We start from the raw sequence: 21737 nt of genomic DNA on the forward strand, positions 1-21737 counted from the left end.
CCCATGCTGCGCACGTTGATTCCAGCGGCTGAGGAACCTGTGTCGCTGACCGAAGCCAAGGCGCACCTGGTTGTGATCCATGATGCTGACGACGCACTGATAGGCGCCTTCATCAACGCGGCGCGGGAGTCAGTGGAGCGGACTACGGGCTACGCGCTGGCCGCCGCGACCTACGAATGGACGCCGGTCGGCGATGGGCGCACACCCTTGCCCATTGAGCCAGCCGTGCTGGTCAGCGAGGCTGGCGCATACCCGGTGACGTTCACCACTACGCCGGGGCCGCTACCGGGCCCGCTGCGGGCTGCGGTGCTGCTGCTGCTTGGCGACCTCTACGCGAACCGCGAGGCCAGCATCACCGGCACGATCCCCGTGGAGAACCCGACTGTGGACCGCCTCATGTTCCCGTATCGCCGGGTGTTGCCGTGAGGCGCGCCGGGAAATACAGGCATCGCATCACGTTGCAGAACCACGAGGCAGTCCGCCTTCCCCTGGGCGGCGACACCAGAGTGTGGAAGGACTGGCAGAAGGATCTGCCAGCGGAGGTGGTTCCGCTATCGGGGCGCGAGTTCACGGCGGCAAGCGCCGAGCATGGCGAGGTCACTGCCCGCATGGAGATCCCATACATCCCTGGCGTTCTGTCCTCGATGCGCGTTCTGTTCGATGGACAGGCGTATGCCATCCGCGCAGTGCTCCCGGACCCGACCGCGCGGCAGTGGCTGACGCTGATGGTGGATGCAGGGGTCGCTGATGGCTGAAGACCTGGTGCTGCATGGCTTGAAGGGGCTGCTGGATACCCTGCGCGGGTTGCCGGACGACGTCCGTGGGAAGCCCCTGCGCACTGGTATGCGCAAGGCAGGGAACATCATCCGTGATGAGGCTCGAAATCGCGTTGCGAAGCGGTCGGGCTTCCTTGCCGGTGAGATTGTTGTTCGCAGGGCCAACGCCAAGAACCGCCGTCGGGCAGGGGTGGGCACGGATGGGGAGTACTTCACGGTCGGAGTACGGGTCGGCCGTAAGGCAAAGTACTCAAACACGAAGCGCAACCAGCGCATGCGGCGTGTTGGCAAGGTCTACGAAACGACGGGCTGGGCGCACTACTGGCGCCACCTGGAGTTCGGCACGAAGAAGATGGCGGCCAAGCCGTTCCTCACACCGTCCGCTGAGGCTCGAGGACCTGAGGCCGCCCAGGCGATCATCAATGAAACGTGGATCGCGATCACTCGCGCGCTGAAGCGGAAAGGCTGGGTACTGTGATGATTCCTCTGATCCAACCGGTTTTGCAGGGTAGTGCGCCTGTGCGTGCGCTGCTGGGCGATCCAATCCGCGTCTGGCCCAGTGTGGCACCTCAGGGCGCGGCTTTGCCCTACGCAACCTGGGAGGTCGTGGCAGGCTCCCCAGTTCCTCAGTCCGACACACCACCGGCCGACGGTTGGCGGGTCCGGATTACGGTCTGGGGCCAGGACACCATGCAGGCGAACGCCGCAGCTATCGCGATCCGCGACGAGGTTGAGTGCCGCGGCAGCATCGAATCCTACAACCCGAGCCCGGACCCCGATGGCACCGACACCTTCGGCATCTCCTTCGACGTGCGGCTGCTGGACATCCGGTAGCTGCTCGAAATGCTCAACCCACCACCGGCGCAAGCCGGTTTTTTTCCGCCCGGCGACCGGGCTCTATCCAAGAGGTAAAACGCAATGGGCGTTTTGAAGTCGAAGCACACCCAGCTGTTCATTGCCACCGCGCCCACCGAGGTCACGAAGGTGACCCGTCTGCGCTCGGTCGGCTTCCCCGATGGCCAGGCATCGGAGATCGACGTCTCCGATTTCGATGATGACTGGGATCAGTTCGTGGCCGGCCGGAAGGCCACCGGCAGCACCACCATCGAAATCAACTACGACGCCGTCGACCACGAGAAGATCGAGGCGCTGCACAAGAGTGGCGAGGTGGTGGATTTCCTGGTCACCGCTCCGAAGTCGGAAACCGAAGGCGCGGACAAGCCGGAGGCCGTTGCCGGTGTCATCACGCCGCCGGACGACGTGGTCTCCAAGCAGTTCAAGGGCTTCGTGCAGAACTTCGCCGTCCAGGTGGCCGACAACGACATCTGGAAGGCAACCATCACCATTCGTGGCTCCGGCGCGGTCACCACCCACCGTCCGGCGCCCTAACAGACGCAACGGCGCTCTCTTTTGCGGCCCGCTTCGGCGGGCCTTCTCTCTGGCCGGGCGCGCGGGAACCCCGCGTGTTAGCCGTGCGCGGCCTGCGCGCCCGACCACCATTTCAGGAAACGGCCCATGAGCAAGACCAACGACACCCCGGCGACCGACGCGCTCGCTGCCCCGCCGACCGTGCTGCAGACCTTCACCAGCCTCGGCATGTTCGCGTCCAAAGACGTGCGCGCGGATACCATCACGCTGCCCAGCGGCGACAAGGCGCAGTTCCACGTGCGCGAGCTGCCGGACGCGGAGTTCCGTCGGCTCTACCAGGACGGTGATCGCGCGAAGCTGATCGCGGCCACCATCTGCGACGAAAACGGCAAGCCGGTGATGACCGCCGCGCAGGCCGCACAGCTGAAGCCGTTGGTTGCCGCGGAACTGCAGCAGGTCGCCATGAAGCACTCCGGCTTCGGCGACAAGGCCGCCGACGCCCAGGCCGAGACGGGAAACGCCTAAGGCAGCGCGGCGAAGACTGGTTCTGGCACGTACTGGCCGGCCACCTGCATCGCACGGTGGCCGAGCTGCGGTCGACCATGTCGCGCCGCGAGTACCTGAGCTGGTGGGAGTTTCATAAGCGGAACCCCATCGACCCTGTTGGTCTGCACATCAAGCCTGCGGCCTTCGCCGCCTTCACCGCAGCAGCGCACAGCCAGGCTGGCACAAAGCGCAGCATGCAGGCCTTCCTAGACGTTCTTGTGCCGAAGTCCGACGACGACGAGGCCGAGGATTGGTTCGACTCACTCTGAGGAAATGATGGCTGACACCTTCGGGCGCTTCGCCGCGCTGCCCATTGGCCCGTTGCTGGCCGCCCGCGACGGCGGCCTCACGCTGTCTACAACCGCAGCGGCGGAGATCCACCACATGGCCCGCTCTGACGTTGCACTGGATCACGGCACCTTCGGTGCCGAGTTCGCGGTGTGGGGCGATGATCCGATGGCCGCCGTCGTCGGCGTCGCGACGGCCGGCGCTTCGCTGACCACCTTCCCCGGCGGTGATGCCGCTGGCATTGGTTGGAACCTTGGCGCAGGGACCGTGCTTTTCGACGGTGGGCCGGTCGCTGCCGGCTTGCCCGTCCTTGTCAAAGGTGAAATCGCGGGGGTGCTGGTGGAGGTCGGCGCGCCAACCCGGCTCAAGCTTTACCGCAACGGCGTGCTGGTCCACCAGAGGGACATCGGGCTTACCGGCCCGCTGCACTTCTCCGCCTCGCTCGCGGCTACCGAAGCCGGTGGTCTGTGCATGGCGGTCAATGCAGGGCAGTGGGGGGCCAGTAGTCCCGCCGCTCAGGTCGGCTGGCGCTTGCCCGCCGCATCCCCAGCGGTGGCGCGCCTCGCCGATGCCGACTGGCTGACCGCCCCGGGTGATTCCCCGGCCAACGCCCGGTTCGAGGGGGTGCTGGCCGACGGCATCACCCTCATCAGCGAAATCAACTTCTGGCCGTGGGGTGGTGAACCGGTGAGCCAGACCAGCGCGGCGGAATGCCAGGCGCTGGACGCTGATGGCGTCCTGGACGATCTGGCGCTCAGTGGCGCTTCTGGCGCGCCGGCGCAAGTGAGGGTCGGTCCGGCGGATGGGATGCTCGCCGACACGCACGCGGCGTACCGCTTCTCGCTCGACCGGATCGAGATCAACGACGACGGCACCAAGCGAATCTACTTCCGGGACGCGCACGATGACCTCGACGAGGTGATCAACCGCAGTGTGTTCCTGCCGAACATCCCCGGCCTGGCGTGGAAGCCGCAGCCGGTGCTGATCGGCGCTGTGGCCAGCGTGCCGGCGATGGGGGCAAATTCGGATGCGACGGCGATGTTCGTTGCCGATTCGCGGATCTACACGGATACCGTCCTTGACCGCGGCGACGCGATGGAGGCGGGCACCTTCTCCCTATCCCCGGATGGGCAGCAGCTGCTCATGCGATCGCCACCGGTCATGCCTGTGGTGACAGACGCTTCCAGCGTTGGTCCGGGGCCGGCGCCGGCGACGCTGCAGCAGGCGATGGCCGACATCATGGGGCGCCTGGGCAAGGCAGCATGGTCGGGCACAGACTGCGCGGCGATCGATGCCGCCACTGGCTATGCCGGTGTGGGCTACTACGCCGGCACGGCCATCACTGGCCGGGACGCCATGAACGCGATCCTGCCCAGCTACGGAGTGGGCTGCTACCAGGACGCTGACGGTGCACTTCGATTCGTCCAGGTGGCGGCGCCAGAGGAATGGGCGGGGGAACTGGCTTTCGACCTCGCCGGCGGCGACCTGGCCGAAGATCTGCTCGCCGTTCCTGACGAAGCCCCGAACCTCACGCGCCGCATGGCCTACCGGCCGAACGCCCAAGCGTTGGGCGCTTCCGACCTGGTCACGGACATGGTGGACGTGCCCCAGTGGCGCCGCGACGAGCTGATGGGACTGTTCCGCGCCCAGGTGTACGGGGCCGGGGCCATGCATCCCCACTACCGCCGCGCCGACGGCGCCGACCCGGTGCTCTCGCTCTTCTGGAATGGCGCGGACGCGCAGGCAGAGATCGACCGGGTAGTGGCCATGTACCGGGTGCAGCGGTTCTTCTACCGGGTCAGCGTGCAGGGCGACCAGGAGCTGGCGCCGCACCCGGGGCAGGTGGGACGCATCGCCTACAGCCGGTATGGGTTGGAGGCAGGCAAGCAGGTACTGGTGCGGCGCGTGGAGCGCAACCCTGCCACGGGTGACGTGGTGCTGACGTTGTGGGGGTGATGCGGTGCTGATCGGATATGGAATGCCTGCGGTGCAGTCTGTGGCGCTGGTGGGCGGCACCTGGCTGACCACCGACGCCGGCGCTGCAATGTTCGACGGAAAGCCGGGGCGCCGCAGCCGCATTCACCGGACAGGCAGCCTGTCCATCAACGTGACGCTCGCCGAGGGGCTGGTCCCGGGGATAGTGGCGTTGCTCGGCCTCAACGTGCCGGAGGGGGTGTTGGTCAGCGCCGCGGGGGCCACCGCAACGACCGTGCGCCTGCCCGACGGCACCGTATGCGCCTGGCTGTTCCCGACCGCCGCAGCCACGGTGAGCAGCGTCGCGGTGGTGATCGACACCCTGGTGACGAACGTCGAAGTGGGGGAGATTGCGATCTTCCGTGCGGTCGACATCGGCATCAAGGATGGGTGGGCGGTTGGACCGATCGACGCCAGTGTCCACACGCGGACCAAGGGCGGGCAGGTCAACACCGTACCCGGTGCTGTCTACCGGCGGCTGACTGCGACCTTCTCAGGACGGCCCACGGAGGTGGTGCGCCGAGGCGGGTTGGGTGGCACCGACTGGGAGACGCTCGCGATGGCGATGGCCCGCCGCCGGCGAGCTTGTGTTATCCCGCAATTCCGGGACATCCGCTCCAAGGCCTTCGATCCGGGACTGGCCGCGCGCGCTGCAATTTATGGTTACGCCGTCCAGCTTCCGACGGCGGAGAACCTCAGCCGGCAGTATTTCAGCGGGTACATGGAGTTCGAGGAAATTCCAGCATAGTTTGTCGACGTTACCGCACGGTGCGACAATTTTTACCCTTCATGGCTGAGGGGTTAATGACCGATGAGTAGGGTTTATACGTCCAAGGATTGGATAGCTGCTGGAATTGCCTTCGTTGTAGTGGTCGGGGCGTTCGCTTGGATGCAGATTGGCGGACGAAAATCACCAGAGGAACGGGTAGAGGCTTCGGCCAGCGACAGATGTAGGCAGTGGATCAAAGAGTCCGCGAAGAACCCTTCATCTGCGCGTGTTCCTGGGCCATCCGGGGTCCAGACCTTCAGCGATAGCATCGTCGTGACCTGGGTTGCTGGGGAAGGACTGACGCTCATGAACGGATTCGGAGCAAACGTAGACACAGCCGCGCGCTGCACGATGTCTAAGGATGGAGTGTTCCTCAAAGAGCTGGTCATCGACGGCCAGCTCGTTAAGCGTTCACGGCCCAAATAGGCCGTAGCTGTTGAAACGCGCCTCGGTGGCGCAACGACTAAGTACAGGCCCGCCACGAGCGGGCCTTTTCTATTGGTGAAACATGGCCCTCTACACTCTGACCGTCGATCTGCTCGCAGAAACCGGGAGCTTCGAACGCGACCTTGGAAAGTCTGCTCGGGCTTCTGATCGCGCCGCAAGGGCAATGCGGCAGATGCAGCGCGAGATGTCCGACAGCTTCGCGCAGGCCGCCCGCGATGCAAAGGTGTCGGTTACCAGCATCGACCTGAGCATGTCTTCGCTGGCAAAGGGCTTTGGCGCGATTGGAGGCGGGGCCCTGTTGGGGCGGTTCATTACGGAGACCGTGAACGCGCAGAATGAACTTGCCCAGTTGAATGCGATCCTGAAGTCCACGGGGCAGACCGCCGGCTTCAACAGCCGGCAGCTGGTCGATATGGCTGACAAGATGGCCAAGGCGACCACTCACTCGTCCGGTGAGATCGTCAATGCGCAGACGCGCCTGTTGTCGTACACGGGCATCGTAGGAGAGAACTTCCCACGGGCTCTTCAGCTCGCAATTGACCAGTCGGTGCGACTTGGCGAGAACATCACTCAGTCGGCCGAAACCATTGGCAAGGCGCTTGAGTATCCGACTGAAGGAATTTCCGCACTTACCAAACAGGGCTTCCTCTTCACCGAACAGCAGAAAGACATGCTGGCTTCGCTGGTTGAAACGGGCCGTCTCGCGGAAGCCCAGGCTATGGTCATGGGCGTCATGGAGGGCTCTTACGCTGGCGCCGCGGCTGCAGCCCGTGACACGCTTGGCGGCGCCCTGACGGGGCTGAAGAACTCCTTTGATGACCTACTGGGAAGCCAGGCTCAAAGCGGAGGAATTGCTGCGGCAACGACCGCAGTAAATTCGTTCGCTGACAACCTGGGGGTGGTCGCGGCAGCGGCGGTTCCGCTTGGAACCGGCCTTGCCGTCTTCTATGCAGGTGGCAAGCTGATGGCCGGGATTTCGGCACTCAACGCGCTGTGGGCCGCCAACTCCGTGGTGGCAAATCGAGCATCCATAGGCATGATGGGAATGCTCCCGCCGACGGTGCGATTGACCGCTGCGCAGACGGCTGCGCGCGTAGCAGCGCAGGGGCTTCAGTCCGCCTACGCCGCGCTCGGCGGTCCTGTCGGGATCGCTGCTGCGATCGCCACCGCAGCGGCTGGCTGGTGGATGATTCGCGACAGCACCAAGGAGGCGGACAGCGCGTTGATCGACTTCAACGGGACGCTGGACGACACGATCACCAAGTACACGGAGCTGAATAAGCAGGAGCGTGCCGGCGAGCTGCTGAAGCTCGATGCTCGAATTAGCGAGTCGTATAGGGAGGTCACAAAGTCCATTCAGGAAATGATCTCTTCTGCGGCGGCGTACTCGGACGTGGCTCATGCCGATGCATTCATCAAGGAAACCACCCGGCTAAAGGAGAGTCTCCACGGCGGAAAGCTCTCCGCCGATGAATTCTCTGCGGGGCTTGAAGCGGCCTGGCGCACGATGATCGACGGCTCTCCTGCAGCGCAGACTGTCGCGAAATCTCTGACGCAACAAACCGCAGCCGCAGCGACCAGTAGCCTCGAGTTCGAGCGCCAGCGCGCTGTACTCAGTGCGCTTACCGGAGTGAGCGGCGCGGCTGAGCGCCAGACCGACGCAACTACTGCCGCGCTCAATCGGCAGGCTGTCGCATCTCACGCGGCGTCCGAAGGAATTAACCAGCACCTGAAGTCGCTGCAGGCTAGTGTTGACAGTCAGCTGGTGAACCTCGTCCGCCTGAAGCAGGGCGCCGAAGCGGCGTTCATGGTCGATGTTGGGCAGAAGATCAATGCGGCTGGTGGTGTGGACAAACTCACCACCGAGCAGCGGGCTGCCTACAACAAGCAGATCGCTCAGGGTCTGAGCCTGATCCGACAGACTGAAGCCGCCCAGAAGGCGACGCAGACCGCACGCGCATCCGACAAGGCTTCGGCCAAGGAACAGAAGGTAGTTAGCGAGGCCCTGGCCAGATACACGCAGCAGGCGGAGCTGGCGGCAGCGGCAATGAAAGGCCCGCTCGACGAGGCGATGGCCAGGCACCTGCAGAACATGGGTGAGTACAACGCCGCCCTGGCCAAGGGCAACATCGCCCAGGGTGATGCCAACGTGCTGATGGCCCAAAGCGCAATGGAATACGCCAAGGTAGCGGCAGAGGTTGATCGGGCCATGACCAGCCCGGAGGCCTTGCTGGCGACCATGAACGGCGAGCTGGCCATGCTGGGCAAGATCGGCCGTGCGCGGGAGCTATATCGCCGGCAGCTGCTCAACGAGCGCGACATGCGACAAGAGCTGCAAAAGTCGGTGGAGGCCGCTGGTGGCAAGGAAGCGCTGGCATTGGCCAAGGGCGCGACGAGCTATGAAGAATACGAGCGGTCGATTCTGGCCGCGGCTAGTGCTTCCGCTGCGCTGTCGCTGCAGATGGAAGAGGCCGCGGCCAATGTCGAGGCCTGGGCCAACGTGGTGATCTACGGTGTCGGCGATGCCGCCGATGCTATGGCGGAGTTCGTTGCCGGCGGGATGCGCGACTGGCGCAGCCTGTGGGGGGACTTGAAGGACGTAGCCAGGCAGGGCCTGCGCGACCTTTCCCGCCAGCTGCTGCAGCAGAAACTGGTGCTGCCGATCCAGACCAGCATCCTTGACCGAGTTGGCTACAGCATTCTGTCGGGCAATGGGACCGCCGCCGGCGGCCAGAATCTGGCCAGCGTGGCCGCGCTGGTGTCCAAGGGCCAGGCCGCTGCAGGCTTCCAGACCCGCTTCGCCACTGGCACCCGCACGGACCCAGCGTCGATGATGGGATTCGGCAACAACATGCCAGCCTTCACCGGGCTTGGCGGCAAGGCGTCCTCGCTGTCGGGCATTAACTGGGGCGGCGCGCTGGCCGGCGGCATGATGGGGATGCAGGGCGGCGACGGCCTGTTCACCAAGGGCGTTTCCACGCTGGCCGGCGGCTTTGCCGGGAACGCCGTAAGCGGCGCCATCTCCGCCGGCATGGCTGCTTACAAGGGCGGCTCAGGGCTGATGGGCGCGCTGACCGGCGGGCTCAAGAGTATCGGGCCTGCCGGCTGGATTGGCTTGGGTGCATTTGCCCTGGACAAGGTCACCGGAGGCGGTTTGTTTGGCACAAGCTGGAAGACTACCGGTGGCGCCAGCCAGTTCAACATCGGTGATTCCGGCGTGTCTGGTGTCAGTGAAACCACTCAGTCCAAGAAGCGGAGCCTCTTCCGGGGATCCAAAAGCCGAACCAATCGCGCAGCGATGGACGACGCGGCGCTGCAGTCCGTGCGTGACCTCTTCGACCAGATCGAGAAGGCGATGGGGCAAGCGGCTGCAGCGCTGGGGGTGGCGGTGCCACCAATGGTGGCGGGCTCATTTCGACAGGAGTTCGACAAGAATGGCAACCTGACCAAGGAGTTCGGCCAGATTGCCGGGCGGGTCTACTACGAGGCAGAAGAGGCCTTTGCCCAGCGTTTGGCTGGCGAGAACATGCTGGCGGTGGCCAAGGCTTACGGCGCAGCTGACGAAATAGAACGTCTGGCAGATCGCTACCGCAGTGACGCGGCCAAGCTTAACGAGGTGGCCGGCCTTACCGTTGCTATCCAGGCAGACATTGCAAATGCTGCCCAGTTGTGGAGCCGCAGCGGCGACGGAGTGATCACCGCAGTAGTTGACCGCATGGGAGACTTGGCCCGCGCTGGCGAAACGATGAGCGATGCCTATGCTCGACTGACCGGGGCGGCCAAAAGCTACGGTGCACTGATGGCGGATGTTTCGACGCAACTACTGACCGGAGACCTTTCGCAGTATCAGTCGCAGGCCCTGTCGATCGAACGCACCTACCGCCAGCAGGTTAAGGCGGCCAACGACTACGCCAAGGCGCTCGGTTTGTCTGGTGCCCGGGCGGAGGACTTGGCCAAGATCGAGGTCCTGCGCGCGACGAGCATGGGGAAGCTGCAGGCCCAGATCGACGCCGACAAGAAGGCAATGAAGTATGGATTGTCGATAAGCGACCTGTCACCGCTGACGGACCAGGAGAAGCTGCAAGAGGCGATGCGCGAGCTGGAGCGCGCGGTATCGGGGGGAGATGCCGGCGCGGCGCAGGCGGCCGCACAGGCGGCCTTGGGCTTCGGTCGCAACCTCTACTCAAGTGGCAAGGACTACAACAACCTGTTCGGCCAGGTGACCGGGCTGATCGACGGCATGAAGGTCGGGAATCTGGACATGGACGACGGCACCAGCATGGGCCAGCTCGCCGATGCGATCGAAGCTCTTCCCGACAACTTCAGCCGGGCCGTGTTTGACCTGGTGGTCGATGGGAAGGGGCAGGCCGAAACCACAGCAGCCGTCCAACAGAGCAATGCGCTGCTGACCGAGCAAAACAAGTTGTTGCACGACCTACTCGCGGTGACCACGCAGGGCGTGCGCACCAGCACCAGTTCCTCGATGCGCGAAGCGCTCAACGCAAGGTAGTTCCCAATGCAGGCAAGGAAAATCACCCTGATCGAGATCGGGGCGGGCGCGCTTCCGTCGGTGACGCCGGCGGCGCCCCGGCAGTCCTCATGGTTCCCGGTCGTCTACACGGCAGCGGTCACGCCGCCGGTGGACGGCGTTGTCCCCAACCCGGTTGCTGACGGGGTGGTGATCGAATGGGCGGCGGTAGACCAGGCGGGCGTCGTCTACATCATCGAACGGGGGCCGACGCAGGAGGGCCCGTGGACGGAGATCCACCGTACGACGGAAACCCGCTATCTCTACAGCGACGGGAGCGGGCAGGCGTGGTGGTTCAAGATCACGGCGAGCGTGCGCGGCAAGCCCGGGGAGGGTTCCATCGTGGAGGGCACCCCGGGCAAAGTGCCGAACTACGCGGAGATGGAAGAGCTGAACCGGCAGATCGGTCAGGAGCGCATCGACCGGTTCAATGAAGATCTTCGCGTGGCTGCCGCAGCGGCAGCCGACGCGACTGCCAAGGCCGACCTCGCTCGAGACGTCGCCGTGGCACGGGCGGACGCGGTGGCGGCACAGGTGGCCGATATCCTCGAGGCGGACGAATGGTCATTCGACGGCGTGTACCCCGTCGGCGATCTGGTGCAGGCCGGCGGTCGCCTGTATCGCGCTCGGGTGGAGACCAGCGGACAGCAGCCCGATCTGTTTCCTGCCGTGTGGGAGCTGATCGGCGAGTACGCATCGCTGGGTGACGCAGTCGCTGGTGCGCTGTCCATGACCACCGTCAACGCGAGCGAGATCGAGGCCCAAGCCGCGCAGCTGCAGGCGATTCAGGTGCGTATGCCGGTCGGGGCTGGCGCGGTCGCGAGTGAGGCCAGTGTTTTCGCGGAGCGAAATGCCCGGGTGTCAGCCGATGAGGCCCAGGCGGGCCAACTGCAGGCGGTGCAGGCGCGCATGCCAGCAGGTTCGGGCATGGTTGCAAGCGAAGCATCGGTCGTGGCCGAATCACAGGCTCGCGCCACCGGCGACGCAGCGCAGGCTCAGCGGACAGACGCTGTCGTTGCACGCCTACCTGCCGGCGATGGCAGTCTCGCTTCCCACGCGTCCGTGACTGCCGTCGAGCAGGCCAGTGTGGGCCGTGACACCGCGCTTGGGCAGCGCATCGAACAGGTCAACGCAACGGTGGAGGGCAAGGCGGAGACATCCGCGCTGCAGGTTCTCCGCAGTGAGGTTCAGCAGCTCGAGGGCGCCGTCAGCGCCAACAGCACCGCGATCACACAGGTGAAGGCTTCCACCGTAGCCAATCCCAACATGATCGCCAACCCCACGTGGCGGAGCGGCTTCGCATCGTGGACCACCCCGGCGAGCGGTGGGGCGTACTCGGACGCCAGCTTTGGACCGTTCGCGGCGATCCACGCCACCACCAGCAACGACACGTCCTACCAGTTCATCCCGGGGCCTATTACTCCTGGAAGGCACACGCTGTCCGGAGAGATTTTCCGCAACGGGCTGCAAGGCAATGCCCGCTTGGCGATCAGCGCGTACAACAATGACGGGTTGATCGGGTCGGTCACCGCGCTGTCGGACCCGGCCAAGGTCGGTGTCTGGACCAGGTACAGCTGCACGATCGACGTTCCCGCCGGCACCACTCGTTTGTTGGTTGGCATCATCTGCGAGGTCACCGACGCCGTATCGTCGTTCCGCCGGCTGAAGCTGGAACTGGGCGCGGCGCCGACGGTGTGGAGCGACGAGGTGACCATCGGCGGCACCGCGTCGGCCACGCAGGCCTTGGAGGTTCGCGCCACGACTCTGGAGAACGGCCAAAGCCAGCTGCAGGCGTCCTACACCTGGGCGCTTGACGTCAACGGCCGCGCCATCGGCATGACCTCGGTGAACAACGGCACCATCGGCCGCATCGACGTCGTGGCCGACCGCTTCGGAATCGTAGACCCGAACAATACCGGCAGCACCACGTTCGAGGGTGGCCGTTGGCTGACGCGGTCGGGCGGTCTTCTGCTGGCGCATGGCAAGCCATTCGGAACGACAGGGGATCTGCTGTTCTGGATTGGCGTCGGCTCAGACGTGAATGCCTGCAGCAAGGCGAACGGCCTCCTGTGGTTCGACAACAAGGGGGCCGGCTTCTTTGGGGGCTCACTCTCGGCCGGCATCCGGCGCAACGCCTACCGCTCGACGGCCGTCTCTACGGCCGCGACGGTGGAGTCGCCGCCGTTTGGCACCGGTGGAGCGCCCAAGACAGTGGTCTTCAGCCTGGCCTATTACAACTCCGGCTACCTGGACTCCGGTACGCCGGGTGTGGTGGCCAACAGCGTGATCATGACCCTGCAGCGCAGCTACAACGGCGGTGCCTGGGAGACGGTCAGTTCGATGCAGGTCGGCGGCCAGACCGCCGTCTATTACGACGACCTGTGGGGACGCTACAGCTACGAAGCGTCTGTCGGTGGCAGTGTCACGTTCACCGACGGCCTGCCTGGCGTCGGGACGTTCGCCTATCGGGTGCTGCTCAGCGGCGCGGCGGGCCTGTGGCCGATCACCCTGGCCGAGGCCAACGGCAGCAATTTCCACATCGGCTCCCAGGAGCTGTCCTTGATCAGTACGGAGGGTTGACGTGGCAGTAATCAGCGAGAGCGAACAGTTCGGCACGAAGGTTGAGGCGATCGCGCCTCGCATCGGGATCGACTGGAGTCCGTACACGAACGACGGTCCGGTGACCTTCCACTTCGAGAAGATCACTACCCAGTCCGACGGCACGGTCCTGGAGCGGACCTTTCTCGGGGTGCTACCGGCAAGGATCAGCGAGCTGCTGGCGCGGGACTACACCGTGAAGCACCCGGTAACCGGCGAGGAAAGCGTGGAGCCTGGATGGAAGCTGATGGCTATGATCAAAGCGGCGACAGACACCGTTTACGCCAACAACATTACCGGGGGGCTGACGCTGCTCTTGGATGGAGAATAGCGAACAGGGAAAACGATGAGCCGAAGCTGACTCGTTGCATATCAGTCTTCCAGGTCTCGAAGCGATGCGTCCGTTGACCTGTTCCGATATCCGCAGGGAAAGCGCACTAGGAACTCCAAGAAGCGAGCGCCAGAAATCGCTTGCCTACTTCCGCACCGAGGGCAAGTGAGAACGGCGCCACTGGCCCCAATCGGGTGTAGTTCCGGTTCCTCCCTTCCAGTGAACATGTGGTGACAGCTGTTGCAGTCCGCACGCACCAACGAAACCTCGGTCTCTCGGCTACAGGGTGCGAAATTGACTTCCAGAAGATAGAACAAGCCAGTGTTTGGCATTCGAGCCTCCTGTGCATTTGGCTCAACATGGCCAAATTCGGGTCCCCTGCGCTGTTGCCGTATCCGCATAGGCTCGGCGTAGGCTCAACTTGCGCCCACCGGTGTTGCGATAACGTGAGGTAAGCAAAGGACTCGTGATATTCACAGTACTTGTGAAAGCAGGCTTGGAAATGGCTGGCACCGGGCACGTGCGGGCGCGTTCTCGTCATTGTGCATCCTCCCTCAACGCGATAGATAGCTCCTGAGCGTGAGTACCCGCGCTGCGTTGGAATCCTGTAATAGATGGAGCGCAGTCTCCTTTCGCGAACCCCTCGACGCAACCGTCTCCCGGATAACCACGGTGTCATATTCGCGAGCATTGCTGTCAAAACATGTGGCAGCTATGCATGACTCGGTGGTCATTCCGCAAACCACGAGCTCGTTCGTGCCCAATTTGGCTAATAGAATTGCAAGCGGGGTTGCCAAGAAAGCAGAGTGCTTCGGTTTGAGAATGAAGTAGTCACCGGTCTGGGGCTGCAGTTTTTCTGCGATCACTGAGGAAGCGCCCTCTGTTGCCAGGCACACGCGCACCAGGTCTCTGAAGTCCATTTGCCAGTTAGCAAAGTTGTCATTGGCATAGATGACGGGAAGACTTCGTGCACGAAAATTCCGGCTGAGACGTGCGATCTGGCTTGCTGCCCGTACGGCGGCCGGTTCGAGACCCTTTGCATTCGGGAAGTCGAACCGGGTGAACATATCCACGATGAGCAGTGCCGGTGTTTTCTTCTTCATGTGTTGGCAGGAATTTAATCGCCGGTCTGACTGTGGGGTGCGGCGAGAGGCTTGGATTGGGGCGAATCTTTCTGGCGGAGGAAGATGGTCAGAACCACCAACGCCAGAACGGCTAGGAACTCGCTCTGCCAGTTTTGGAAGGACTCGAACCAGAAGCTGCTGGAGCACAGGTGGTCCCACCACGTGGGTGGCGCGACGCCATGCGCCAGCTGCTCGTCTACCTCCGCCCGCCAACTGCCTGCCAGGTGCAGGCAGAAGGAAATGATAAAGAGGCCTGCGAAGGTGATCGCCAAGGAGTGGCCGTAAAGAAGCTTCCAGAGCCCGCCTTTGCGAACCGCCCAGGGCTCAGGGCCAGGCTCAATACGTTCCTGTTCATCTGCAGGATTCATCGGCCTGGATTCTGCCGAACCCTTCTGCCTCAAGCTGACCGTAAGCAGCACATACATGCCCATTTGAAGGAACTCGCTCTCCCAGTTCTCGAACGTAGCGCTGACGAAATGGCCGCTGTGCAGGTAAGCCCAGAGATCCACCGTGCCCCTGCCTGCTTTTGCCAGCTCTTGGTTATGCGTGAGCAGTCCCGTCCAGATCTGGCCAATCAGAAAGCATGCGAGTAGCAAGAAAAGCACGATTGATAGACCGTTTCTCTGCCACATACCAGTCGGGCCTCGGTTTGCGCAGCGACTCAGTAAGCGACCGTGCGCTCGGTAGTGGGAAAAGGAGCGGCACGGAATGCCGCTCCAAGTGCGAGGGGTTGAAACAATCCATGTCAGCGCATCACCTTCTACGCGGCCTGTGCGGCTTTTGCATTGCCGCCTCCCTTGGCCAACATTGTCAGCTTCTCGTCCGTAGCCTTTTCCTCATCCAGCGTCTCGATAAGCAGCGGAAGAGCCGCTTTGTAGCCCAGCTGCTTGGCGAGCGCGGCAATGGTGCCATAGGAAGCAATCTCGTAATGCTCTACCTTCTGTGCACCGCCGATGAGAGCCGCATCGCGCACGGGGCCCTCCTCGATACTATCGATCGCTTCCTTGCCTTCCTCGATCAAGCCTTCCATAGCGGCGCATTTAATACGCTTCAGACGGATGCCGAGCAGCTCCACAACTTGATCGATCCGCTCAACTTGAGCTTGGGTCTCCTCAAGGTGTGTCTCGAACGCGGCAGAGAGCTCAGGGTCGGATGCTGCGCGGGCCAAGCGCGGGAGCGCCTTAGTGAGTTGCTTTTCGGCGCTGTAGATGTCCGAAAGCTCGTGGATGAAAAGGTCTTCTGCTGTTTTGATCGCCATTTCAGAAAGCTCCTGTCGAGTTGCGGAGTTTCAACATATCCCGGCAATCGTTAGGAGTGGCGCCCATTCGTGTGAAAGCGGCATGGACACTCTCGACCAGACCCGCGCCTCCCATTCCCGCGCTCAAGGTTTTGGCGGTTGTTCATAATCGTCAGGCCGGGCTGTTTCGTCTTGCTCCGGCATATCTTTGTCCTTCCACTTTGCGTCATCGTTGCGAAGCTTGTCGGGCGTGTGTGCCTTGTCTTGGTCGTCAACATCGGCGGTCGGGTTGAGAGGAAGCTTGCTCATGGTCTTTGCTCCGTTAAGGCCCCGCACAACCGTATCGCTGCGGGCGTGAGGATGACGCGCTCTGCTTGGGCGCTTGTCATGATCAGGACGGCGACGGGCGGCGCGCTTAACGCCAACGCGACGCCGGCGCGTTCACCGTTCGTTTGGCCGATTAGGCCACGGCAGCGAGCAGATCCTCGCGGTTGTTGCTGGGGGTGTTCACCGCACGGCTGACACGATAGGCCTCCATTGCCGGCGGCTGGCTGGCCAGAAGCATGGCCATCGCCGCTTCGGCGTCGGCCGTGAACCATTCTTCGGCCTGGGCCGGCTCCAGCCACACCGGCATGCGGTCGTGGATGTCCGCTGACACGCCGCTGCTGTCGCCGGTGATTACGGTGAAGGTGCCGAGGTTGTCGGGGTCCAGCAGGGGGCTGGCGCCTTCCCAGATGCCGGCGGCCCAGAGCGGGGTAGCCGCGTGGATGAACCACGGGTCCTTCTTCCCGTCCTCTTCGTTGACCGACCACTCGTAGTAGCCGGCCATCGGTATCAAGCAGCGGCGCTTTTTGAACGCCGCGCGGAATGCCGGCTTGTCCGCAACCGTCTCGATCCGGGCATTGATGGTGGAGCCCTGGAGCTTCTTGGCCTTGGCCCAGAAGGGCAGGAGGCCCCACGACAGCCGGGTGAGCTGGAGGCCAGTGCCGCGGTCCAGGATCACCGACGCGCGCTGGGTCGGGGCCAGGTTGTAACTGGCTGGCATCGACAGCAGGTCGCCCACGAGCTGGGGGAACAGCCTCGCGTCAGCGTCGCGAATGGGGGTCTGGACGAATCGGCCGCACATAATTGTGATCCCGTTCCCCGTTTAGTGAGGGGGCATTCGCGCCACTTTTACCCGCCGGGCGTGAGTATCGAGTGCCCGGCTAGTGAAGGAGAACGCCATGACTCCCGGTGCCGTGCGCATCCTCGACCATTGGGCGGCCACACCCAACTTCCGGACTCTGACGGTCGCTGAGGCTGCCGCCGGTCTTCAAGAGCTGCTGCCCCAATATCCAGGTCCGAACGACCAGCCGGCGGCGATCTGCGTCAATGGCTACCGCTGGTTCGTCCATGAGATGGAAGCGGTAGCGGATGCGATTTATCGGGCGTCGCGCCGTCCCCACCAGCTTGACGAGACCCTCGCCGGCGCGGACTGGGATGCCGACGTGAACGAGCAGGGACTGTGGGCTCTTCCTGGCAGGTGTTCGCGGCGTAGCCACAACGAGCGGGTACGCGACGAGTTCCTGATGCATAGGGCGCAATCCAAGCCTGGTTTGTCGCTGCCGGATCGCAGGGCCTGAGACGGTCATCCGTATCCTGCTCCTATGCTTCCTCACGACTTCGAATGGGCAATGTCCCTCCCGAGCCCTGACTGCCGCCCGGACGTGATCCGGCACCGGGGGCAGTGGGTGGTCAGACTTCACCAGCGGGTGGACACCGGGGCGTGGTTCGCCGAGCTGGACGTGCAGCGGGAGCGCCGGAATAAGAGGCCTTGCCAGAGCTATGACAGCGGGATCATAGGGGCCGAGCTATGGGTTGCGCGCCACCAGGACCGGTTGCGGGCCGAGGTCCTCGCCAAGTACTCACACGTCAAGTTCCCGATTCAGCACCTAGGGTCAACCGACGCCCCGCCTCTCGGGGGCGTAGACGCGAGGGGTGATCGCCCGTAATAGTGGCGTCCCGCCTTGGACCTGCCATATTTCCCCATGAGCATCCTCAACGTCCTGCTACGCCCCGACAAGCTGCTGGTGGCCGTTGACACGCTCGCGCAGGACGCGCAAACGGGACAGCAGTCCCAAGGCGCCAAGCTCTTGCTCATACCTCAGCACAACCTCGTGCTGGCCTGCCGGGGCTCCGCCCAGTTCTTCTTGAGGATCTACGAGCTGTGCCTGCAGGCCAGCTTTCGGGCGGACTTCACGATGGAGCAGCTCATGGCCGAGTTGGGGCTGGTGATCGACAAAGTGTGGCCAGCGTACGTGGAGGCCGCAGACAGGGCAGGGATCCCGCGCAGCGACCTGCACACAGAACTCGTCCTGGGCGGTTGGTCACCGCAGAACGACAGGATGATGGCTACGGCCTACGCCAAGGACGCCAGCGGAAGGGGAGCAGTGGTCCAGCTCCTTGAGGGCGGTCTCGCCTCACCAGGAGAGCCGCTGCGGGGGCGGCCGGACAGTTTCGAGGCCGCCGCAGTAGTGGAAGCCAGTCGACTCCAAGCTGTGTACTTAAACGATCGGTCCGGGCGCACGGTGGCCGGTGGCCGCTTGCTGGTGGCCAAGCTCTCGGATGGCCTCGCGACCGTCGAGGACCTGGGTGCGCTCTAGCCGCGTGGCCCTGTCCTGCTCGTTCGACGCGGATCTCGGGCGAGCGCCTGCCCCACTGATCCGTGCAAATTCCGTGCAACTGGAAATAGAAAAGGGCTCGCATTTCTGCGAGCCCTTTGAATAGTGGTGGCCGAGGACGGAATCGAACCGCCGACACGGGGATTTTCAATCCCACCCTCTGGTGGCTGGCGGGGACTTGGCTGCCATCCAGCTCCAGCTGTCTATTCAGGCACTCGTAGACGACCAAACCGGCACAGCTTTGGCACAAGCCGGGCCGAAACCATTGACACATATAGGCGGGTCGCCCCCCTCCTAAGGGGAAGGTCGCCCGTTCGAATCGGGCCGGGGTCACCATCTTCACGCCTATGGACACGGCCCGCGCCGGATCACACACTCGACCGGCGCGATCCCGCGCGTCCAGGAGGTCGCAGATGCCGTATCCCATTGGCCGGATGCTTGCCGTTCCCGTGGTGGTGGGTGCGCTGATGCTGCCGTTCTGCAGTCATGCCGCGATCCCGAGGGTGAATGCCGAGTGCCCGGGTGGCGTGCAGATCCACGCCGACGAGGGCGGGCCGGTCTATGTGGACGGGCGCGAGGCGGTGCTGAAGCGTTTCAGCGATACCTACTACGAGGCGCGTGACGACAGGAGCGGGCTGAAGGTGTCGCTGAGCACCGGTGCGGACGGATCGGCGCAGGTGTCCTATACCGGCAGGGGCGGGGCCAACGGCGTGTGCCAGGTAACCACCGCCACTGGCACCCCGCCACCGGCGCATCCTCACCATGACGACGCGCGCCGCGATGACGGGAACGATGACAACCTGCCCAATCAGGTGACCTGCGAATCGGACGATCAGCGGCAGACGTCCTGCGACATGAACACACGTGGCACCGTGATCGTCGATCGCCAGCTCAGCCACGCCCGCTGCATCGAGGGGCAGACCTGGGGGCTCTCGCGTCACTCGGTGTGGGTGAGTGGTGGCTGCCGGGCGGTATTCCGCAATACGTCCGCGCCCACGCGTTCGTCTGCCGCCGCTGGCGGTGGCAACGCCTTGGCCGCCTGCAATGCCAGGAAGGGCGAGGACGGTACGCTGGTGACCCAGGTGCCGGTCGGTGAGCGCTACATGGAAGTCATCGTCGACTATGCCGACGGACGCCATCTGTGCATGGTCGGCAACGACGGCACGGTGTCCAGCCTGACCCGCATGCGCCAGCGCTGACGTTCGATGCCCCGCGTGGCACTCTTCCCCGATGCGGTCAGGGAGTGGCTCATGATGAGATTCAACGGCGGTGTGCTGGGGGCGGCCTGTCTGCTGCTGGCTGCGTGCGCAACCGGTCCGAAGGCGTCGGACAACGCGATGTGCGCGCAGATCGACACGTGGGGAAAGGGACTGTCGCCCGGGCAGACAACCTCGGTGGAGCTGGTCCGCGGTGGCGTCTGGATGGTCAACCATTACAAGCGTTGCACGCACGCCGAGGGCGACCTCGCGGCCACGCGGTTCTGCGCCTGGCTGATGGACAACACGTCCACCGAGTTCATGGAGTACAACGTCAACCGCACGCTCGCCTGCCTGCAGGGGCAGCGCATCGTGGGTTACCTGGGCAACACCGGCGTGGATGCCTGGTCGGGCACCGCACGGTTCACCCGGCTGACCGCGTCGGAGGATATGTTCCGGGTCGAGCTGCGCTATGCGCTCGACTACAGCGCGCCTTCGGAAGAGACCATGATGCAGCTGACACTGACGGCCCTGGACTGAGTCCCCGGCGCGACGTCAGCGCGGCAACGGCGCGGTGTCGCAGGCAACGCGGGTCATGGGGAAATCCACGGCCTTGCCAGGATCGCCGATAGCTCCTTCAATGCGCGCCAGCAGACGGGTGTCGCCGTCGCGGCGATAGATCACCCGCTGGGGAAAGTCGTTGTCGGGGTTTTCGAAACGGGCTTCCTCCGCACTGATCCGGATCGCCCGGAACGCGGTGCGGTCCTGACCCCCGGGCCAGGCAATGAATGCCAGCGCGCCGTCGTCCTGCCGGCGAAGTTGCATGAACTCGAAACCGACGGTGCGGCCGCCCTTGACGGTGCGGCCGATGCCGAACATCGTCCCGCCCGCGGGCGTGCTCCACTGCTCGCCGCTGCCAGCGTCGGCGCCGTCGCGCGCCCAGCAGCCGGCCAGCCACGCCAGAGGGGCCAGGTCCGATGCAGCCGGCGGGGCCGCCGATACGCCGGCCGCCGTGAGCAGTCCAAGGGTGAGCAGCGTTCTGCGCATGGTCGACGTCCCGCGGGGTGATCGGGGAAGTGTACGGCCGGATGCGTGTCCTCGCCCGTCGTTGACATGGCCAGGGCCATGCTCGGTGCATCTTTCTGCAGGAGTACCGCGCATGCGTGTCTTCGATGCCCACGCGCACGTCCGTGCCGGGTCACATGCCGTCGCGCAGGTGCCACAGCCCGGCCAGCCACCGACCGCGCCGCCGGCCCCGGTCGAAGAACCGATCCGGCAGGACCCGCCACCGCGTGAGCCGCCGAACGAAGTGCCCCCCGAGCGCGATCCGCCGCCTGACCCGCCGCCGCGCGAAGAGCCCCCCGGCGAGCAGCCGCCGGCCCCGCACGCAGCGCGGAGGTGCGCCGCCTAGTCGCGACCGGCGTGCGCGTCTGCGCGCGTGCGGCCGTTGCCGCGCAGTTCGGCGGTGACATCGTGAATCAGCCCGGCAACTTCGTTGGCCAGGCGGCGGCTGTCGGCGACCGAGCCGTAGAAGCGGATCGTCCGGCCCGACATGAGCACCCTGGCCAGGCCGAGCTCACCCTTGAGTGCTTCCACCTGGCGGCGAAAGACCACGAGCCACGGGGCCGAAGGTTCGACATCCAGCATCGCGGTGATCGCCTCGTCTTCCTCAGGATCGACATCGGCCTGGAGATCGGGCACGTCGAAGCCCAGCAGGCGCGGCGCGCTGCGGTCTGGATCGGGTGTGTTCATGCCGGCATGGTACGCGCTCTTGGACATGGGTGCCTGCCGGTTCTGCAATTGATACCCCATTTCACATCTGGTGTGAGTGATAGGTTCTCTCTGCTGCACATGAAGGTGCAGTTTCACGAGGCCTGCGGCGCCTTGGCCCTCAT

General features: G+C 64.3%; 23 protein-coding genes and 1 tRNA gene. 17 read left to right on the top strand and 7 right to left on the bottom strand.

Annotated elements, in window-relative coordinates:
- Positions 1-3: 3 nt before the first annotated feature.
- The 12 genes from ACPEH8_RS03225 to ACPEH8_RS03280 all read left to right on the top strand — a co-directional run bounded on the left by ACPEH8_RS03225 (position 4) and on the right by ACPEH8_RS03280 (position 13625).
- Positions 4-426, top strand: a complete 423-nt coding sequence (locus ACPEH8_RS03225; protein WP_017355853.1) for a head-tail connector protein — start codon at positions 4-6, stop codon at positions 424-426.
- Positions 423-755 carry a phage head closure protein gene (locus ACPEH8_RS03230; protein ID WP_423666019.1) on the top strand — a complete coding sequence of 111 codons (333 nt, stop codon included), beginning with the start codon at positions 423-425 and terminating at the stop codon, positions 753-755. Before ACPEH8_RS03225 ends, ACPEH8_RS03230 begins: the two co-directional genes overlap by 4 nt.
- A complete protein-coding gene (locus ACPEH8_RS03235; RefSeq protein ID WP_153164332.1) occupies positions 748-1254 on the top strand; it encodes an HK97-gp10 family putative phage morphogenesis protein in 507 nt (168 codons plus the stop codon). The genes ACPEH8_RS03230 and ACPEH8_RS03235 overlap by 8 nt, the downstream gene beginning before the upstream one ends.
- Positions 1254-1610 carry a tail completion protein gp17 gene (gene gp17, locus ACPEH8_RS03240; RefSeq protein ID WP_282597055.1) on the top strand — a complete coding sequence of 119 codons (357 nt, stop codon included), beginning with the start codon at positions 1254-1256 and terminating at the stop codon, positions 1608-1610. Before ACPEH8_RS03235 ends, gp17 begins: the two co-directional genes overlap by 1 nt.
- 84 nt (positions 1611-1694) lie before the next feature.
- Positions 1695-2165: a phage tail tube protein gene (locus ACPEH8_RS03245; protein ID WP_136006291.1), complete on the top strand. Its 471-nt coding sequence runs from the start codon at positions 1695-1697 to the stop codon at positions 2163-2165.
- A 126-nt stretch (positions 2166-2291) separates the two neighbouring features.
- On the top strand, positions 2292-2669 hold the full coding sequence (locus ACPEH8_RS03250; protein ID WP_017355848.1) for a hypothetical protein: 378 nt from the start codon (positions 2292-2294) through the stop codon (positions 2667-2669).
- Positions 2670-2725: 56 nt separating this feature from the next.
- Positions 2726-2959 (top strand): hypothetical protein, encoded by a 234-nt coding sequence (locus ACPEH8_RS03255; protein WP_229296435.1) that lies wholly within the window; start codon positions 2726-2728, stop codon positions 2957-2959.
- A gap of 7 nt (positions 2960-2966) precedes the next feature.
- On the top strand, positions 2967-4934 hold the full coding sequence (locus tag ACPEH8_RS03260) for a hypothetical protein (RefSeq protein WP_423666021.1): 1968 nt from the start codon (positions 2967-2969) through the stop codon (positions 4932-4934).
- Between the two features lie 22 nt (positions 4935-4956).
- Positions 4957-5700 (top strand): hypothetical protein, encoded by a 744-nt coding sequence (locus ACPEH8_RS03265; protein WP_136006295.1) that lies wholly within the window; start codon positions 4957-4959, stop codon positions 5698-5700.
- 529 nt (positions 5701-6229) lie between these two features.
- Complete coding sequence (locus ACPEH8_RS03270) at positions 6230-10678, top strand: phage tail protein (RefSeq protein WP_423666023.1); 4449 nt, start codon at positions 6230-6232, stop codon at positions 10676-10678.
- 6 nt (positions 10679-10684) lie between these two features.
- Positions 10685-13276: a hypothetical protein gene (locus ACPEH8_RS03275; protein ID WP_423666025.1), complete on the top strand. Its 2592-nt coding sequence runs from the start codon at positions 10685-10687 to the stop codon at positions 13274-13276.
- Between the two features lies 1 nt (position 13277).
- Positions 13278-13625: a hypothetical protein gene (locus ACPEH8_RS03280; protein ID WP_136006301.1), complete on the top strand. Its 348-nt coding sequence runs from the start codon at positions 13278-13280 to the stop codon at positions 13623-13625.
- A 554-nt stretch (positions 13626-14179) separates the two neighbouring features.
- On the opposite strand, the gene ACPEH8_RS03285 is transcribed toward ACPEH8_RS03280, so the two are convergent.
- The 5 genes from ACPEH8_RS03285 to ACPEH8_RS03305 all read right to left on the bottom strand — a co-directional run bounded on the left by ACPEH8_RS03285 (position 14180) and on the right by ACPEH8_RS03305 (position 17112).
- Positions 14180-14728 (bottom strand): cysteine hydrolase family protein, encoded by a 549-nt coding sequence (locus ACPEH8_RS03285; protein WP_136006305.1) that lies wholly within the window; start codon positions 14726-14728, stop codon positions 14180-14182.
- Positions 14729-14742: 14 nt separating this feature from the next.
- Positions 14743-15381, bottom strand: a complete 639-nt coding sequence (locus tag ACPEH8_RS03290; RefSeq protein ID WP_423666027.1) for a DUF6766 family protein — start codon at positions 15379-15381, stop codon at positions 14743-14745.
- A 128-nt stretch (positions 15382-15509) separates the two neighbouring features.
- The gene (locus ACPEH8_RS03295; protein WP_136006311.1) at positions 15510-16007 is read right to left on the bottom strand and encodes a ferritin-like domain-containing protein; all 498 of its coding nucleotides are present in this window, start codon (positions 16005-16007) and stop codon (positions 15510-15512) included.
- A 123-nt stretch (positions 16008-16130) separates the two neighbouring features.
- Positions 16131-16295 carry a hypothetical protein gene (locus ACPEH8_RS03300; RefSeq protein WP_168355653.1) on the bottom strand — a complete coding sequence of 55 codons (165 nt, stop codon included), beginning with the start codon at positions 16293-16295 and terminating at the stop codon, positions 16131-16133.
- Between the two features lie 151 nt (positions 16296-16446).
- Positions 16447-17112, bottom strand: coding sequence for an SOS response-associated peptidase (locus ACPEH8_RS03305; RefSeq protein WP_423666029.1), 666 nt, complete (start codon positions 17110-17112; stop codon positions 16447-16449).
- 97 nt (positions 17113-17209) lie between these two features.
- Between ACPEH8_RS03305 and ACPEH8_RS03310 the strand changes: the two genes are divergently transcribed.
- The 5 genes from ACPEH8_RS03310 to ACPEH8_RS03330 all read left to right on the top strand — a co-directional run bounded on the left by ACPEH8_RS03310 (position 17210) and on the right by ACPEH8_RS03330 (position 20382).
- The gene (locus ACPEH8_RS03310; protein ID WP_423666031.1) at positions 17210-17608 is read left to right on the top strand and encodes a hypothetical protein; all 399 of its coding nucleotides are present in this window, start codon (positions 17210-17212) and stop codon (positions 17606-17608) included.
- Between the two features lie 405 nt (positions 17609-18013).
- Positions 18014-18628: a hypothetical protein gene (locus ACPEH8_RS03315; RefSeq protein WP_423666033.1), complete on the top strand. Its 615-nt coding sequence runs from the start codon at positions 18014-18016 to the stop codon at positions 18626-18628.
- A gap of 238 nt (positions 18629-18866) precedes the next feature.
- Positions 18867-18982 (top strand) — tRNA-Arg (locus tag ACPEH8_RS03320).
- Positions 18983-19059: 77 nt separating this feature from the next.
- Positions 19060-19845, top strand: coding sequence for a DUF3011 domain-containing protein (locus tag ACPEH8_RS03325; protein ID WP_423666035.1), 786 nt, complete (start codon positions 19060-19062; stop codon positions 19843-19845).
- Positions 19846-19896: 51 nt separating this feature from the next.
- Positions 19897-20382: a hypothetical protein gene (locus tag ACPEH8_RS03330; RefSeq protein WP_136003945.1), complete on the top strand. Its 486-nt coding sequence runs from the start codon at positions 19897-19899 to the stop codon at positions 20380-20382.
- 15 nt (positions 20383-20397) lie between these two features.
- Here the strand turns inward: ACPEH8_RS03330 and ACPEH8_RS03335 are convergent, their stop codons facing one another.
- Together ACPEH8_RS03335 and ACPEH8_RS03340 are read right to left on the bottom strand one after the other, a co-directional pair.
- Complete coding sequence (locus tag ACPEH8_RS03335) at positions 20398-20889, bottom strand: DUF6265 family protein (RefSeq protein WP_166472905.1); 492 nt, start codon at positions 20887-20889, stop codon at positions 20398-20400.
- A gap of 360 nt (positions 20890-21249) precedes the next feature.
- Positions 21250-21711 (bottom strand): hypothetical protein, encoded by a 462-nt coding sequence (locus ACPEH8_RS03340; protein WP_423666037.1) that lies wholly within the window; start codon positions 21709-21711, stop codon positions 21250-21252.
- Between the last annotated feature and the right edge of the window lie 26 nt (positions 21712-21737).

The sequence above is a fragment of the Stenotrophomonas sp. NPDC077461 genome (genome assembly GCF_049545475.1).
Taxonomy (GTDB): domain Bacteria; phylum Pseudomonadota; class Gammaproteobacteria; order Xanthomonadales; family Xanthomonadaceae; genus Stenotrophomonas; species Stenotrophomonas nematodicola.

What these genes read in the sequence shown, in the direction of transcription:
- ACPEH8_RS03225 (WP_017355853.1), top strand. Translation starts at nt 4, where the DNA reads ATGCTGCGCACGTTGATTCCAGCGGCTGAGGAACCTGTGTCGCTGACC.
- ACPEH8_RS03235 (WP_153164332.1), top strand. Translation starts at nt 748, where the DNA reads ATGGCTGAAGACCTGGTGCTGCATGGCTTGAAGGGGCTGCTGGATACC.
- gp17 (WP_282597055.1), top strand. Translation starts at nt 1,254, where the DNA reads ATGATTCCTCTGATCCAACCGGTTTTGCAGGGTAGTGCGCCTGTGCGT.
- ACPEH8_RS03245 (WP_136006291.1), top strand. Translation starts at nt 1,695, where the DNA reads ATGGGCGTTTTGAAGTCGAAGCACACCCAGCTGTTCATTGCCACCGCG.
- ACPEH8_RS03250 (WP_017355848.1), top strand. Translation starts at nt 2,292, where the DNA reads ATGAGCAAGACCAACGACACCCCGGCGACCGACGCGCTCGCTGCCCCG.
- ACPEH8_RS03260 (WP_423666021.1), top strand. Translation starts at nt 2,967, where the DNA reads ATGGCTGACACCTTCGGGCGCTTCGCCGCGCTGCCCATTGGCCCGTTG.
- ACPEH8_RS03265 (WP_136006295.1), top strand. Translation starts at nt 4,957, where the DNA reads ATGCCTGCGGTGCAGTCTGTGGCGCTGGTGGGCGGCACCTGGCTGACC.
- ACPEH8_RS03270 (WP_423666023.1), top strand. Translation starts at nt 6,230, where the DNA reads ATGGCCCTCTACACTCTGACCGTCGATCTGCTCGCAGAAACCGGGAGC.
- ACPEH8_RS03275 (WP_423666025.1), top strand. Translation starts at nt 10,685, where the DNA reads ATGCAGGCAAGGAAAATCACCCTGATCGAGATCGGGGCGGGCGCGCTT.
- ACPEH8_RS03285 (WP_136006305.1), bottom strand. Translation starts at nt 14,728, where the DNA reads ATGAAGAAGAAAACACCGGCACTGCTCATCGTGGATATGTTCACCCGG.
- ACPEH8_RS03290 (WP_423666027.1), bottom strand. Translation starts at nt 15,381, where the DNA reads ATGTGGCAGAGAAACGGTCTATCAATCGTGCTTTTCTTGCTACTCGCA.
- ACPEH8_RS03295 (WP_136006311.1), bottom strand. Translation starts at nt 16,007, where the DNA reads ATGGCGATCAAAACAGCAGAAGACCTTTTCATCCACGAGCTTTCGGAC.
- ACPEH8_RS03300 (WP_168355653.1), bottom strand. Translation starts at nt 16,295, where the DNA reads ATGAGCAAGCTTCCTCTCAACCCGACCGCCGATGTTGACGACCAAGAC.
- ACPEH8_RS03305 (WP_423666029.1), bottom strand. Translation starts at nt 17,112, where the DNA reads ATGTGCGGCCGATTCGTCCAGACCCCCATTCGCGACGCTGACGCGAGG.
- ACPEH8_RS03310 (WP_423666031.1), top strand. Translation starts at nt 17,210, where the DNA reads ATGACTCCCGGTGCCGTGCGCATCCTCGACCATTGGGCGGCCACACCC.
- ACPEH8_RS03315 (WP_423666033.1), top strand. Translation starts at nt 18,014, where the DNA reads ATGAGCATCCTCAACGTCCTGCTACGCCCCGACAAGCTGCTGGTGGCC.
- ACPEH8_RS03325 (WP_423666035.1), top strand. Translation starts at nt 19,060, where the DNA reads ATGCCGTATCCCATTGGCCGGATGCTTGCCGTTCCCGTGGTGGTGGGT.
- ACPEH8_RS03330 (WP_136003945.1), top strand. Translation starts at nt 19,897, where the DNA reads ATGATGAGATTCAACGGCGGTGTGCTGGGGGCGGCCTGTCTGCTGCTG.
- ACPEH8_RS03335 (WP_166472905.1), bottom strand. Translation starts at nt 20,889, where the DNA reads ATGCGCAGAACGCTGCTCACCCTTGGACTGCTCACGGCGGCCGGCGTA.